This window comes from Methylobacterium carpenticola, assembly GCF_042748905.1.
GTDB lineage: Bacteria > Pseudomonadota > Alphaproteobacteria > Rhizobiales > Beijerinckiaceae > Methylobacterium > Methylobacterium carpenticola.
In genome coordinates this window covers 168,863-182,458 of sequence record NZ_JBHZEO010000001.1, presented here as the reverse complement: position 1 = coordinate 182,458, position 13,596 = coordinate 168,863, and the positions used below count along the sequence as shown (strand labels likewise).

11 protein-coding genes and 1 pseudogene are annotated in these 13,596 nt (G+C 69.6%); 5 read left to right on the top strand and 7 right to left on the bottom strand.

Annotated elements, in window-relative coordinates:
- Position 1 precedes the first annotated feature (1 nt).
- From ACE101_RS00900 to ACE101_RS00885, 4 genes are all read right to left on the bottom strand, one after another.
- Positions 2 to 1,948, bottom strand: coding sequence for a coiled-coil domain-containing protein (locus ACE101_RS00900; RefSeq protein ID WP_379125648.1), 1,947 nt, complete (start codon positions 1,946 to 1,948; stop codon positions 2 to 4).
- Positions 1,948 to 2,580: a hypothetical protein gene (locus ACE101_RS00895; RefSeq protein WP_379125647.1), complete on the bottom strand. Its 633-nt coding sequence runs from the start codon at positions 2,578 to 2,580 to the stop codon at positions 1,948 to 1,950. The genes ACE101_RS00900 and ACE101_RS00895 overlap by 1 nt, the downstream gene beginning before the upstream one ends.
- A 113-nt stretch (positions 2,581 to 2,693) precedes the next feature.
- The gene (locus tag ACE101_RS00890) at positions 2,694 to 4,295 is read right to left on the bottom strand and encodes a T6SS phospholipase effector Tle1-like catalytic domain-containing protein (protein ID WP_379125646.1); all 1,602 of its coding nucleotides are present in this window, start codon (positions 4,293 to 4,295) and stop codon (positions 2,694 to 2,696) included.
- Positions 4,296 to 4,529: 234 nt separating this feature from the next.
- Complete coding sequence (locus tag ACE101_RS00885) at positions 4,530 to 4,799, bottom strand: hypothetical protein (RefSeq protein ID WP_379125645.1); 270 nt, start codon at positions 4,797 to 4,799, stop codon at positions 4,530 to 4,532.
- A 146-nt stretch (positions 4,800 to 4,945) separates the two neighbouring features.
- Between ACE101_RS00885 and ACE101_RS00880 the strand changes: the two genes are divergently transcribed.
- The 5 genes and pseudogenes from ACE101_RS00880 (at position 4,946) to ACE101_RS00860 (ending at position 11,049) form a co-directional block, all read left to right on the top strand.
- Entirely contained in the window at positions 4,946 to 5,341 is a 396-nt protein-coding gene (locus ACE101_RS00880) for a hypothetical protein (RefSeq protein ID WP_379125644.1), read from the top strand.
- 82 nt (positions 5,342 to 5,423) lie between these two features.
- Complete coding sequence (locus ACE101_RS00875; RefSeq protein ID WP_379125643.1) at positions 5,424 to 5,834, top strand: FixH family protein; 411 nt, start codon at positions 5,424 to 5,426, stop codon at positions 5,832 to 5,834.
- A pseudogene (locus ACE101_RS00870) lies at positions 5,831 to 7,383 on the top strand (efflux RND transporter periplasmic adaptor subunit). Before ACE101_RS00875 ends, ACE101_RS00870 begins: the two are co-directional and overlap by 4 nt.
- Positions 7,380 to 10,553, top strand: coding sequence for an efflux RND transporter permease subunit (locus ACE101_RS00865; protein ID WP_379125642.1), 3,174 nt, complete (start codon positions 7,380 to 7,382; stop codon positions 10,551 to 10,553). Before ACE101_RS00870 ends, ACE101_RS00865 begins: the two are co-directional and overlap by 4 nt.
- Before the next feature lie 19 nt (positions 10,554 to 10,572).
- Positions 10,573 to 11,049: a DUF411 domain-containing protein gene (locus tag ACE101_RS00860; protein ID WP_379125641.1), complete on the top strand. Its 477-nt coding sequence runs from the start codon at positions 10,573 to 10,575 to the stop codon at positions 11,047 to 11,049.
- 159 nt (positions 11,050 to 11,208) lie between these two features.
- On the opposite strand, the gene ACE101_RS00855 is transcribed toward ACE101_RS00860, so the two are convergent.
- The 3 genes from ACE101_RS00855 to ACE101_RS00845 are packed head-to-tail and all read right to left on the bottom strand — an operon-like array spanning position 11,209 to position 13,578.
- A complete protein-coding gene (locus ACE101_RS00855; protein WP_379125640.1) occupies positions 11,209 to 12,243 on the bottom strand; it encodes a Cj0069 family protein in 1,035 nt (344 codons plus the stop codon).
- A gap of 5 nt (positions 12,244 to 12,248) precedes the next feature.
- Positions 12,249 to 13,214 carry a DUF1259 domain-containing protein gene (locus tag ACE101_RS00850; RefSeq protein WP_379125639.1) on the bottom strand — a complete coding sequence of 322 codons (966 nt, stop codon included), beginning with the start codon at positions 13,212 to 13,214 and terminating at the stop codon, positions 12,249 to 12,251.
- 31 nt (positions 13,215 to 13,245) lie between these two features.
- On the bottom strand, positions 13,246 to 13,578 hold the full coding sequence (locus ACE101_RS00845; protein WP_379125638.1) for a hypothetical protein: 333 nt from the start codon (positions 13,576 to 13,578) through the stop codon (positions 13,246 to 13,248).
- Between the last annotated feature and the right edge of the window lie 18 nt (positions 13,579 to 13,596).

Genomic DNA, 13,596 nt, shown 5'->3' with positions numbered 1-13,596 from the left:
CTCACCAGAGAAAATCGTCCCCGGAAGCGTAGCGCACCTTGTTGCCTGAGACATGCCCGCGGATCGTGTCGTTGTTGACGGCTGCCACGAACACTTGGATGTGCCCGATCTCATCGACGAGTTCCGCCAGGCCAGCGACGAGGCTGGCGTAGTCCTGGCCCACCATCTCGTTCGCCCCGGGCGAATCGATCATGAGCAGCCCGGGATGGCGCCCGAGCCCGCGGCGCTCGGCGACCGTGATGATGGCAATGGTCGTGGCGATCTTGAGCCGCGCCCGTTCGCCGTCCGTCTGGGTCCCGAAGAATGCCGTGCCACCTCCCTTCTTCAGGGCCATGGAGCAGTTGCCGCGCAACTCGACCCCTTCCAGGCTCTCGACTCCGAACCGGACGGCATAGTCCCGGGCGAGTTCGGAAACCTCTTTGAGGAGTTCCTCCTGCAACGGCTTGAAAGCCTGTTTCGTCACCTTCTCAGCGATCTCCAGGACGGCCGAGTCGTCCAACGGCTCCGGGGCCGGCACCTCCTCGCCTTCCAACTCCTCCTTCCGCGCCTCCTTGCGCAAGATCTCCATTTCGAGGGCGGCCGCGCCCGACGGCTTGGCTAGCGCGGTCTCCAGGCGACGGCAGTCCGCTTCGAACCTTTCCCTGTCGGCCTTGGCCTGCGAAATGGCCGCCTGGGCCGCCTCATGGCGAACCTTCTGCGCCTGCATCTCGGCAGCCGTCGCCGCGACCGCGTCCTTCAGGGCCGCCTCCTGGGCCGCAGGATTGCCCTCGGGCACCTCGTCGGTTCCGCAGACGACGCAGACGTGACGCTCGCGGGTCTCCTGCTTTCGCTCCTCGTCGAAGACCTCGTCGCATCGCGGGCAGCTGAGCGGGTCGAGGGACCGGAATACCCGGCGTGCTGCGCGGCCGTCCCTGAAGTCCTGAAGGTCGCGCCGCGCCTCCGCATGTGCCTCCTTTGCCGCATCGAAGTCCTCGCCCACTACCGCGAGCGCCCGCTCCCCGGCTCGCAGGCGCGCCTCTGCAGCTGCGACTTCCCGGTTCGCCCGCCTGAGGGCCTGCCGCTGGTCCTCTTCGCGGGGCAGCTTGGCCAACTGTGAGCGCAGCGATGAGAGTTCGGCATCCAGTTCGGCGAGCCGCGCCTTGCGACGCGCACGCGTCCGCTCGACTTCCGCCGTCACCTGCCGCGTCTCGGTGGCGATCCGGTTCTTTGCCGACAGAACGTCATTTGTGGCGTCCGCCCAGGGCACGCCGAGGTACATTTGCATCATGCGCACGCGCAGGTGCTGGGCCGAGCCGAACAGGTGCTTCGGGCTCGGCTCGATCACCATGGCGCCGGAGAGCCACGGCCAATGGTGGCTCTGGTCGATACCCTGGCCCTTTTGCTCGACGTGTACGACCGTCGTCTGCAGGCCGAGCTGCCCCATGAAGAAGTCTGACATCACCGCCTCGAACCCCTCGTGGGACCCGAACGGCGCCTGCTCGAACCGCTTCTCGCCCTCGACCCGCCAGAGGGTGCCCGCGGGCGTGACCGCGTCCGAGATGTCGATCTCGTAAGCTTGCTCGTCGAGAGTGAATTTCATCCTCACAGCGTCGAACCACTCGGCCATCTCGCTCGGGATGTTGTCCTCGCGGCGGCCCGTGAGGCACCACCTCATCATGCCCAAGAGGGTCGACTTGCCTCGGAAATTCCTGTCGCTGAGCATGGCCATGAGACCGGGCCCGAGGTCGTCCCAGGCGAACGAGATCGGGCCGGACGCCTTCTCGCCCTTCTTCTCACCAGTGAAGGCGAGAGACCGGATGCAGAGGTGCTTGGGCACGGCGATGGAAGGCTTGTACGCGACCCCGTGACGGGTCAGAACGCCGCGGACCTCCTCCACGCTCCGCCCTGACTTGTCAGCAATCTCCGCAAGCAGGGACGCCGCGTCGAACGGCTTCGGATCGTCAGCCATCACGCGGCCTTCCGCAAGGTTTCAAGCCGTTTGCGAACACGTTCGGCGGTTGTAGGGATCAGGTCGCCGGTCGCGGCATCGTGGTATTCCTTCTGCTGGTGCTGGCGCTCCTTAAGGGCGTAGCCGCCCCGGCCAGCGGCGACGTGCAGCACCAAGTCCACCCTTCGGTCGTACCAGCCCAGCTCGGGCAGCTCCGCGACGACCCGGGCAATGAGCTCGCTGGCCATGGCCGCGACCAGGAAGTCGTGCTCGTCGGTGCCGCGCTCCATCTGGCGCGACCGCGGCAGCACCAGTCCCCGGCTCTTAAGGATGCCCAGCACCGTGTCGAGCGGCTCGTAGGCGCCGAAGTACCGCCGCAGCATCGGCACCCGACGCAGGTCTGGCTCCTCGTCGGCGAAGATCCGGTGCGCGGTGTCGAGGTGTTGCCGGTCGCCCGTGAGTTCGTAGAGTGAGAGCAACTCGTCGGCCAGATAGTCGGGGTAGCGAATCCAGAAGTCGAGAGCCTGCACCTTGGTCTCGCCACGGAAGACGCGGTCGAAGCCCTCGACTAACTCCCCGGTGTAAGGGCGGCTGCCCTTCACCAGGATGAATAGGATGCGCAGGGCATTCCGGTGGTAATCGACTTTGGCCATCCTGAGAGTGCCGTTCGAGCCGGATACGAGTGATGGGAGGGGGGGGAGGAATCGATTAGCGAAGCTTACACCGCGCGAGCTGCATCTGCACCGGCGTGCCGTGTACCCGGGACCTATAAAGCGGCTCGGATCGCATTGGGCGAAGCGGGTGCTGGCGCATATCCGCCCCTGAAATCCGCGTGTGTTGCCAGGCCCTCGGGACGGTAGGCGCCCCGTCCGGCGCATTGCGTCACGTCGGCAAGCTTGAACCGCTCATAGACCGTCGGATGTACTGGGGCGCTATCGGGCACCTCGCGCAACTTCACCGGCCAGCCGAGCCACCCCAGCCGAGGCAGCAGCCAGCCTGGCACGATGCCCGCGATGGTGTCGCGCATCCCGGCGACCTCGCAGTGCTGCATGCCGTTGGGGGCTGGATGGAGGCGCAACCGCCCGAAACCCTCCTTGCCGGGCGCCATGCCGTCGACCCGGAGCGGATCCGGAATGGACGTGGCCTGCTCGACCATCCAGCCCAGGGCGATGTCGGACAGGCGGCTCTCGGCCTCGGGGTAGCTGCCGCCGATGTCGGAGTGGTTCCCGGCGAACCACATCTGGATGAGCGGTTCTGGCTCGTCGCCGACCTTCTCGCGAACCGCTCCCTTTTTACCCCATCCGACCGGCGGGAAGTCGGCGCGGGTCTCGTCGATGGCCAAGGCATGGCGCGCGTAACCGACATGCCCGCTAAGCAGCATGTCGTAGTTCTTCGAACGCCACTGGGCGAAATGGAAGCGCGTCTTGCCATCGACGGGGGAGTTCGTGATGAACTTGACGGCGGTGGGCAGCCAGCGCCAAAGGACGAAGGCGGCCCCCAGCGCTGCGACGGTCGCGAATGGCACCCAGAAGCCAGTGCCGAAGGCTAGGTCGAGCACGATGGCCGGCGCAGCAGCGAGAAGGACCGCCAGCACTGACAGCCCCGCCGCAAGGCCCCAGCGCCGGGGACCGACGGATCCCAGCGAGGCGACGGTATCGAACGCGCCGATGAAGTGCGGCGCCACGTTTGAGCGCAGTTCGTCGCCCGATCCGTATCGCTGCCGGAACCGCCGCGCGAGTTCCTGCCGCTCCTGGTCGTATTCGGCGCGAGGCGACCCGGCGCCATATTCGTACACGCGCATCACCGCCTCCTCGGCGATGTCACGGGTCGTCTTGCGGAAGCGCGGGAGGTAGCCGTTCGGGTCCGGGATCTCGGGCGCGAGTGCCGGATCAGGCTTGCGCCTCGGCAACCTCTCCTTCAGCCACCGACCGATGGCAGCCCGGAGGCCCGGCGACCGACATTGGCCGCCCGGCGCGGTAGTGGGCACCCCGCAGAGGAACAGCACGTTGGCCACGCAGCGGGCCGTGTAGGCGCCGCGGCTGAAACCGACGAGGTAGATCCGGTCGCCCGGCTCGTAGTGGTTGATGATGAACTCGTAGCAGTCGGCGATGTTCTTGGTGATGCCGAGCCCGGTAACGGAGGACAGCAATTTCTGCAGCCGACGGTATGCGCCGACGAAGCCGGTGGCCGAGCCATCGGTGCCAAGCCCGGGGTCGTAGAATGCGACCTGATCGCGCGGGTCGATCCCGCTATCCGGGCCTACCCTACAGACGCGGTAGAGCTTGTAGACGTTGCTCAGCCGCTGCTCTTCGCGCAGCCCGCCCTCCTGGCCGGTGCCATCCGAGAAGACGACGAGATTTTTCGGCACGGCTCCCCCCGGAACGCCTGGGCGCGACCTTCCGCCGGCCAAGATGCTCAACGTACCAGTTCGTACTTTGTTCCGGCCAGGCTTGCGACCAAGCCTCCCGCACGTGGTAGCGGGTATCACTTCCGCTGGCGAACCTCGGGCTGGCGATAGCCTTGTGGGGGGCGCGGCCGGACGTCGTTGAGGGAAGCGGCGCCGTTCGCTGAACGGAGGCTGCGCGCGGGCTTCAGAACCGGTTCAACGCGACTTGCCCAGTCTTGGGGCATCTCGAACGAGGCAGGTCCTCCCATGAAGCTTCGCATCGCAGGTCTGGTTGCCGCTGCCCTGGTGCTGCCCCCCGGCGGCGCCTCCGCGCAGTGGTACGAGCGCGGGCCACGCCATCATCACCATCACCACTGGGACCAGCATAATCACCATGGCCATGGCCACCGCCACGGCTACGAGCGGCATCACCATCACGGCTATGACCGTCCGGTCCACTTCGACCGAGGCCACCACCATCACCATCACGGGTACTGAAGTCCGCGTCCAACCGCCGGGACCATCCGACGCGGTCCCGGCGGTTGCGAGCGCTTGACCCTCCCACGGTGGCAAGGATCATCCTGAAGTCCATCGACCTTCCGCGCGACCCGGAAAACTGGCATCGTCGATTCGTGACGTTCTGGCTCGCCCTCCGGCGGCTGCTCCCGCTCCTGGCGGTTCTCAGCCTCGCCCTGACGCCGGTGACCGCCTCCGCGGCCGCCGCGGGCATGCACGCCTCCATGACGGCGCAGGCCCACGGTTCGCACGCGGCGATGCCGGCCATGGACCATGTCGGCATGGACATGGACGACATGCCCTGTTGCCCGCCGGAGAAGGCGGAGAAGCCCGACTGCGCCAAGGCCGGCTGCCCGTTGCTGTCGCTCTGCCTCGCCCACGTCGCGTCCGTCCTGCCAACCTCGGTCCCAGTCCCGGCCCCGGTCGCCACGCGCACGAGCCGGGCCTGGCCCGACGCGGCCTCCTTCGCCAGCCTGCACGGGCCCCCGCTACCCGAGCCTCCCCGAGCCTGAACCCGATGCCGCCGGCGCTGGCGCCGGCACGGTGACGCGCGCCCGCACGTCGCCTTCCATCGCGTTCAGGAGACAGACACCCGTGACCAAGAACCCCTTCGCGCGCGCCGTGCCGGCCGCGCTGCTCGCCGCCGCCCTGTCGCCGTCGGCGATGACCGTCCCCGCCCTGGCGGACATCAAGGACTACCGCTTCGAACTCGTGCAGCAGGAGGCGAAGGTCGGCGAGGCCGTCATCGCCGTCCGGCTCGTCGACCAGCGGAGCGGCAAGCCGGTGACCGACGCCGTGGTCTTCGCCAAGCGCCTCGACATGGCCCCCGACGCCATGGAGGAGATGGCAACAAAGGTCGAGCAGGTCCCCTCGACCGAGCCCGGCGTCTACCGCTTCAAGGCCAAGCTCTCGATGCAGGGCCGCTGGCGCCTGTCGCTGGCCGCCAAGGTCCAGGGCGAGACCGGCACGGTCGAGGATAAGCTAGTCCTTCAGGCCGCGAAATGACCGGCCCGGCATGGTTCGCCGGCACCCTCGCCGCGCTCGCGGCGGGGGGCTCGGCTATTGGGCCGGACGGCAGGATGGCCCCGTCCCGGCGCTCGTCGAACGGGCGAGGTCCGAGTACGTGCCGGCGCTGGTCGAGCGGGCCCGGCACGGCGTCGCCGGCCTGCTGCCCGCCGCGCAGGCGCCGGCCACGTCCAAGCCCGCGTCCGGACCGGTGGTCTACTACCGGGACCCGAACGGGAAGCCCGTCTACTCGGCGTCGCCGATGGTGACGGCGGACGGCCGGGAGTTCCGTGCCGTCCGCGCCAGCGAGGACGTCAGCTTCGACGACCCCGACGTGGGCGAGGCCATGCCCGCCGACATGGCCGGCCACGACATGTCCAAGCATGACATGGCCGGGCTCGGCATGTCGCAGGGCGGGATAACCAAGCCCACCGGGGGTGCCCGCAAGGTCCTCTACTACCGCAACCCGATGGGGCTGCCCGACACCTCGCCGGTGCCGAAGAAGGACTCGATGGGGATGGACTACATCCCCGTCTACGCGGGCGAGGACGAGGGCGGGAACGTCGTGACCGTCTCGCCCGGCAAGGTCCAGCGCACCGGTGTGCGGACCGAGACCGTCGACCGGCGGGTTGTGGCGCAGCCGGTGCGCGTGCCCGGCACGGTCGCCCTCGACGAGCGGCGCATCACCGTCATCGCGACCCGGTCCGACGCCTACGTCGACCACGTCGAGAACGTCACGACCGGCGACCGCGTCCGCAAGGGCCAGGCGCTGGTCCACGTCTACTCGCCCGAGATCAACGCCGCCGCTGCCCAGCTCATCGCGAACCCGGGCTTCGACGGGGCGCGCCGCAGGCTCCAGAACCTGAACGTCTCCGAGGCCGTCATCGACGAGATGGAGCGTACCCGGAAGGTGCCGATGGCCATCACGTGGGCCTCGCCCCGGGACGGCCTCGTCCTGCAGCGCACCGCCATCGAGGGCATAAAGGCCGCGGCCGGCGACACCCTGTTCCGGATCGGCGACATCTCGACGATGTGGGTGCTGGCCGACGTGCCCGAGCGCGACCTCGCCGGGGTGCGCGTGGGACAGGCCGTGACCGTGCGCCTGCGCTCGACCCCGGGCCGGACCTTCTCGGGCAAGGTGGCGGTCGTCTACCCGCAGGTGAACCCGGAGACCCGGGCGACGCGGGTGCGCATCGAGCTGCCGAACCCGGACGGCGCGCTGCTGCCCGACATGTACGCCGACGTCGAGATCGCGACCGGCGACGCCGAGCCGGTGGTGGCGGTCCCGGACGACGCCGTCATCGACACCGGCGCGCGCCAGGTCGTGCTCCTCGACCGCGGCGAGGGCCGGTTCGAGCCGCGGGCGGTGAAGGTCGGCGTCCGCGGCGGCGGCTACACCGAGATCCGCGACGGCATCGCGGCCGGCGACCGGGTGGTCACGGCGGCGAACTTCCTGATCGACGCCGAGAGCAACCTGAAGGCCGCGCTCCAGTCCCTGGCCGCCCCGAAGGACGACCGGCAGGCCGCCAATGCGGGAGGCACGCCGTGATCGCGCGCCTCATCGGCTGGTCGGCCCGAAACCTCGTCCTGGTGCTGGTCGGAACGGTGTTCGCCGTCGCCGCCGGCGTGCTGGCGCTGCGAACCCTGCCGCTGGACGCCATCCCCGACCTCTCGGACGTGCAGGCCATCGTCTACACCGAGTATCCCGGGCAGGCGCCGCAGGTGGTGGAAGATCAGGTTACGTATCCCCTAACGACCGCCATGCTGACGGTGCCGAAGGCCAAGGTGGTCCGGGGCTTCTCGTTCTTCGGCGTGTCCTTCGTCTACGTGATCTTCGAGGACGGCACCGACCCGTACTGGGGCCGCTCGCGGGTGCTGGAGTACCTCAACGCGGCCGGCAGCAAGCTTCCGGCGGGCGTGACCCCGACTTTGGGGCCCGACGCGACCGGCGTGGGCTGGGTCTACCAGTACGTGGTGGTGGCGCGTGAGCGGACGCTCGCGGAGCTCCGGTCCCTGCAGGACTGGGTCATCCGCTTCGGGGCCTCTCGGGCCGAGGGCGTGGCCGAGGTCGCGGGCGTCGGCGGTTTCGTGAAGCAGTACAACGTCGTCGTCGACCCGAACCGGCTGCGGGCGCAGGGCATCAGCCTCACCAAGCTCCGAGACGCCATCCGCGCGAGCAACGCCGACGTCGGTGGCCGCACGGTCGAGCTCTCCGAGTTCGAGTTCATGGTGCGCGGGCGCGGCTACATCCGGACCGTCGCCGACATCGAGAACATCGTGCTGAAGACCTCCGGCGGCACGCCGTTGCGGGTCAGGGACGTCGCCCGGGTCGAGCTCGGGCCGGACGAGCGGCGCGGCATCACCGAGATGAACGGCGAGGGCGAGGTCGCCGGCGGCATCGTCCTGCAGCGCTTCAGCGCCAACGCACTCAGCGTCATTGAGGGGGTCAAGGCGAAGCTGGCCGAGGTCGCGAAAAGCCTGCCGGCCAGCACGGAGATCCTGCCGGTCTACGACCGCTCCCAACTCATCGACGCGGCCATCGATACCCTGCGGCACACGCTGGTCGAGGAGAGCGTCGTCGTCTCCCTGGTCTGCGTCATCTTCCTGCTGCACGTGCGCAGCGCGCTGGTCGCCATCCTGATGCTGCCGGTCGGCATCCTGATGGCCTTCGCCGGCATGAAGGCGCTCGGAATCGGCGCCAACATCATGAGCCTGGGCGGCATCGCCATCGCGGTCGGCGCCATGATCGACGCCGCCATCGTGATGATCGAGAACGCCCACAAGCACCTGGAACGGGCGCCGCCGGGCAAGCCGCGGGTCGAGATCCTGGTCGAGGCTGCAGCGGAGGTCGGCCCCTCCCTGTTCTTCTCGCTCCTCGTCATCACGGTCTCCTTCCTGCCGATCTTCACCCTGGAGAGCCAGGAGGGACGGCTGTTCGGGCCGCTCGCCTACACCAAGACCTTCGCCATGGCGGCCGCCGCGCTCCTGTCGGTGACGCTGGTGCCGGTCCTCATGGTGCTGTTCGTGCGCGGGCGCATCGTCCCGGAGCACCGCAACCCGCTCAACCGCCTTCTCATCTGGCTGTACCGGCCGCTCATCGCTGGCGTGCTTCGGGCCCGGGTGCTCACCATCCTGCTCGCCTTGGGCGTGCTGGCCGCGACCGCCTGGCCGGCCCGGCAGCTCGGCTCGGAGTTCATGCCGGAGCTCGACGAGGGCACGCTGCTCTACATGCCGACCACCCTGCCGGGCATCTCGGTGACCAAGGCCGGCGAACTCCTCGCGACCCAGGACCGCATCATCAAGTCGTTCCCCGAGGTAACCTCGGTCTACGGCAAGGCCGGACGAGCCAACACCGCGACCGACCCGGCACCGATGGAGATGTTCGAGACGGTCATCACGCTGAAGCCGAAGGCGGAGTGGCGCCCGGGCGTGACGCTCGCGAGCCTGAAGGCAGAGATGGACCGAGCCCTGCAGTTCCCGGGCGTGTCGAATGCCTGGACGCAGCCGATCCGCGCCCGCATCGACATGCTCTCGACCGGCATCCGCACACCGGTGGGCGTGAAGGTGCTAGGCACCGACCTGAAGGCCATGGAGGGGGTTGCCCGACAGGTCGAGGCGATCGTCCGAGCCGTGCCGGGCACCTCCAGCGCCTACGCGGAGCGCGTCATCGGCGGCTACTTCCTCGACATCGCGCCGGACCGCGAGACGCTCGGGCGCTACGGCCTGATGGTCGGGGACGTGCAGGACGTCGTCGCGACCGCCTTGGGTGGGCAGTCCGTGACGAACACCGTCGAGGGCCGCGAGCGCTACACGGTCAACGTGCGCTACCCGCGCGCCTTCCGCTCAGACCCGAAGGCCATCGCGACAGAGGTCCAGGTGCCGCTGCCGGCGGGTGGCACGGTGCCGCTCGGTGAGGTGGCGAAGGTCGAGCTCACCCGAGGGCCGACCTCGATCCGCACCGAGAACGGGCAACTCGCGGTCTACGTCTTCGTCGACATCGCGGGCCGGGACCTCGGCGGCTACGTGGCCGAGGCGCGCCGGGCCGTGGCCGACGAGGTCAAGCTGCCCCAGGGCACGATCCTGCAGTGGAGCGGGCAGTACGAGTACCTGGAACGAGCCGAGGCGCGCCTGAGGATCGTGGTGCCGCTGACACTGCTCGTCGTGTTCCTGCTCCTCTATCTCAACTTCCGGCGCCTGACCGAGACGCTCATCGTCATGCTGTCGCTGCCCTTCGCGCTGGTCGGCGGGGTGTGGCTGCTCTGGTGGATGGGCTTCAACCTGTCGGTCGCGGTGGCGGTCGGCTTCATCGCGCTCGCCGGCGTCGCCGCGGAGACCGGGGTGATCATGCTGGTCTACCTCGACCACGCCCTCGACGAGGTCTGGGTCGGGTGCGCGCGCGCGGACCGCCCCCTCACGCGCGCGGACCTGCGGCGGGCCATCATGGTCGGGGCCGTGGAGCGTGTCCGGCCCAAGATGATGACGGTGGTCGCCATCATGGCCGGGCTCCTGCCCATCCTCTGGAGCACCGGCTCGGGCTCCGAGGTCATGCAGCGGATCGCGGTGCCCATGATCGGCGGGATGGTCTCCTCGACCGTGCTGACCCTGGTGGTGATCCCGGCGGTCTACGCCCTGGTGAAGGGGCGCGGGTTGCCGCCAGCGGACCAAGTGGCACGCGAGGCGGCGGACGGGAACGTGAGGCTGCCGCAGGCGGCCGAGTGAGAGCGAACGGGAGATGACGATGCGGAGCAATACGATGCCGTCCCGGCGTGCCGTGCTCGCGGGCCTCGCGGCGTGGTTGGCGCTCGGGCGGGGGGCCCTGGCGGAGGGGCTTCCCACGGTCGCGGTGACCAAGGACCCGAACTGCGGTTGCTGCGAGAAGTGGGTGACCCACCTGCGCGATGCCGGCTTCACGGTGACGGTGACCGAGGGGCCCGTGAACCCGGTTAAGGCACGCCTCGGCGTGCCGCGGGATCTCGCCTCCTGCCACACCGCCCAGGTCGGCGGCTACGCAATCGAGGGGCACGTGCCGGCCAGCGCGATCAAGCGCCTCCTGGCGGAGCGGCCGGCCGGGACCGGGCTGGCGGTGCCGGGCATGCCGGCAGGCTCTCCGGGCATGGAGGTCGCGGGCATGGAGCCCGACCTCTACGAGGTCGTCTTGTTTGGCCCCAATATCCGGACACCGTTCGCACGTTACAGGGGCACCGACGCGATCTGAGCGTTCGAAGCGGTCACGACCTCCGGCGTGCCGCAGCTCGGCGGATGAAGCGGTCGATGCTTGAGGCGCGCCGGACAGCCTGAGCGGCCGCCGCAGAACGTCCCCAAATTCGACGATCTGGCACGTCAGCCCTCCGCCGCGTCGAGGTCACCCGGCCACTCACCGGGTACGGGCCTCAGCCAGCCGCCGCAGCGTCGTCGCGGCCAGGGCGTCATGCGCCTCGTCGGGGATGGGGTAGACCGAGCTCGCATTGATCTCGCAGAGCACCCAGGTGTCCTCGCCGGGGGCATCCTTTGGCCCCAATAGAAAGTCTGCGTCCCAGATGACCGGCAAGTCGTCCGGTCCCAACCCCAGCCGTTCCGCCAACTCGGGTATCCACGCCGCTTCCATCAGGCCCCGCAGGCGCCGGAAGCGTTCGTCGTCCGGCCCCGAGTAGAGGCGTGGCGGCGCGCGCCCGTGCTCCGGCGGAGCCAGCGCGGTCACGTACTGGACACCGAATCCCGCGACCTGCGTGCCGCTCACGTAGCAACGGACCATTCCCTCCAGGTGCCGTGCCTGGAACGGCTGGTCGACGAGAGTGCCGCCGGCCGCGAAGTCGGCGGCGCGCTCCGCTAGGAATGCGTAGAGCGGCACCGTGCGCGCGGTACGGTCACGCGCCTCCTGCACCCTGACCTCGGGGCCCGCGGCTCGCTCGACCTTCCAGACGCCGATGCCGCCGTTGCCGCGGCTGCGCTTCAACACCCGCGGCCCCTCGGCCACGCGCCCGGGAAACTCCGCCGCAAGGGCGGCATGGCCCGCATAGAGGTGCGTGTCCGTCCCCCAGCCCATCTCCCGCGTCCGGACCAGCACCTCCTTGGTGCCGATCCGGTCGATCACGTCCGGATGGGCGCTGACCAGGACGCCGGCGGCGGCCACCTCCCGCAGCACCGCGTCCAGGGCGGCGCGACCCTCGCCGGTGTCCTCCGTCACCGGGTTCACCCAGACCAGCGCCGCGTCCGTCGCCACGAGCTGGGCCCGGAAAGCGTCGGCCTGCCCCTCGACCCAGACGGCAGGCTCGGCGGCGAGCCCCTGCCGCTCAAGGGCGGCGAAGACCGCGGCGAACCGGCTGGTCTCGGGGCGAGCCTCGGCGCGCGCCCGGGCGTCGCCCCGCCAGACGACCGCGACCTTGAAGGGAGGGGAGCCGGACCTCGCCATACGCGTCAGCCCTTCGCGACCTTCACCTGGTCGAGGGCGTCCCGCAGGCCCTTGGCCAGCCTGGCCGCGTCGTCGTTCGCCCAGAAGTGCATGAAGAAAAGCCGCGGCTCGTCGTCGAGCATATGGTTGTGCAGCGCCGTCACCTCGATGCCGCTCGCCCGCAGCGCCTTGATCACCGGGTTCACCTCGTCGGCGGTCAGGACGAAGTCGCCGGTGATGGCCGCCTTGCCGCCGCCGGTCGGCTGGAAGTTGATGGCGATGGCCGAACCCATCGCCTCCGGCACCTCCATGCCATGGTCCTTCGGCGTCTCCGCACGAGGCACGCTCACGGCAAAGACGCCGCCGTTGACCTTGCCCTTGCGCCCGAGCACCGCGTCGATGGCCGCCGTATCGAGGTCGAGCGCCTGATCGGGTGCCGTCGCCTTCGCCGGCACAGGCCCTTCCCCGGCGGACGCGGGCTCCGCGCCGCCAGCCTTCGGAGGCGTCGCCCCCGCCGTCGCACCACCGAAGGGGGTCTTGCTCGCGCCGAGGGCCTCGCGCAGCGTGGTCGCGAGTTTGCCCGCATCCCCGTGCCCGCCGACGTGCATGTACATGGTGTGGGGCGTGTTGCGCAGCAGGTGATTGTGCAGCGCCGTGATCTCCAGCCCCCCCTCGACCAGCCGCTTCATCACCGGGTTGACCTCGTCGTCGGTGAGCACGAGGTCGCCCATGACCATGACTTCGTCGCCGCTCCCATGCTTCACGAAGGCCAGCCAGGAACCCAGGGCGAAGGACGGCTTCAGTTGCACGCCGTCGAGGGTGACGTTCAGGTCGGTCCGGGGCAGGCCGACGCGGTAGACCCCGCCCGGCATGGCGGTGCCGGGCTTGCCGAGCCCGATGGCGATGGCGTCCTGCCAGGGTTCGCCCGCCGACGCGGCGGACGCGAGCGCGACCGTGCCCAGCACGGCGAGGGATGCAAGCAAGCGGCGCATGGTCGTCTCCTCTCTCTGGGTTTCTCGTTCCTTAGCGCCGGCTGGCAGGCGCCTGCAGCACACCCTCCTCGGGGAGAGTGCCTTCGCCCCGCCGGAACTCGACGCGGTCGCCGGCCATCCAGACCTCGACGCAGGGCTGGCCATCGAGGCAGAGCCCGTCGCCGTCGATCCGCCACCGCGCGGTGCGGGTGCGTCCGAGCGACACCACGCGCAAGCCGCCGCCTCGCTCGAAGGAATAGGCCCAGTGCACCTCGTCCGTGACCTCCTTGCCGATGAGGTACGTCCGGATCTCGGAGGCGGACAGGCGCCGGAACGCCTCGCCGGCGGACGCGGGGCCTGCCGTCACGACGAGTATGACGGCCAAGGCAGCGATGCGTCCGGC

Coding starts and splice junctions, on each gene's coding strand:
- ACE101_RS00860 (WP_379125641.1), top strand. CDS start 10,573: ATGCGGAGCAATACGATGCCGTCCCGGCGTGCCGTGCTCGCGGGCCTC.
- ACE101_RS00900 (WP_379125648.1), bottom strand. CDS start 1,948: ATGGCTGACGATCCGAAGCCGTTCGACGCGGCGTCCCTGCTTGCGGAG.
- ACE101_RS00850 (WP_379125639.1), bottom strand. CDS start 13,214: ATGCGCCGCTTGCTTGCATCCCTCGCCGTGCTGGGCACGGTCGCGCTC.
- ACE101_RS00885 (WP_379125645.1), bottom strand. CDS start 4,799: ATGGTGATGGTGGTGGCCTCGGTCGAAGTGGACCGGACGGTCATAGCC.
- ACE101_RS00895 (WP_379125647.1), bottom strand. CDS start 2,580: ATGGCCAAAGTCGATTACCACCGGAATGCCCTGCGCATCCTATTCATC.
- ACE101_RS00855 (WP_379125640.1), bottom strand. CDS start 12,243: ATGGCGAGGTCCGGCTCCCCTCCCTTCAAGGTCGCGGTCGTCTGGCGG.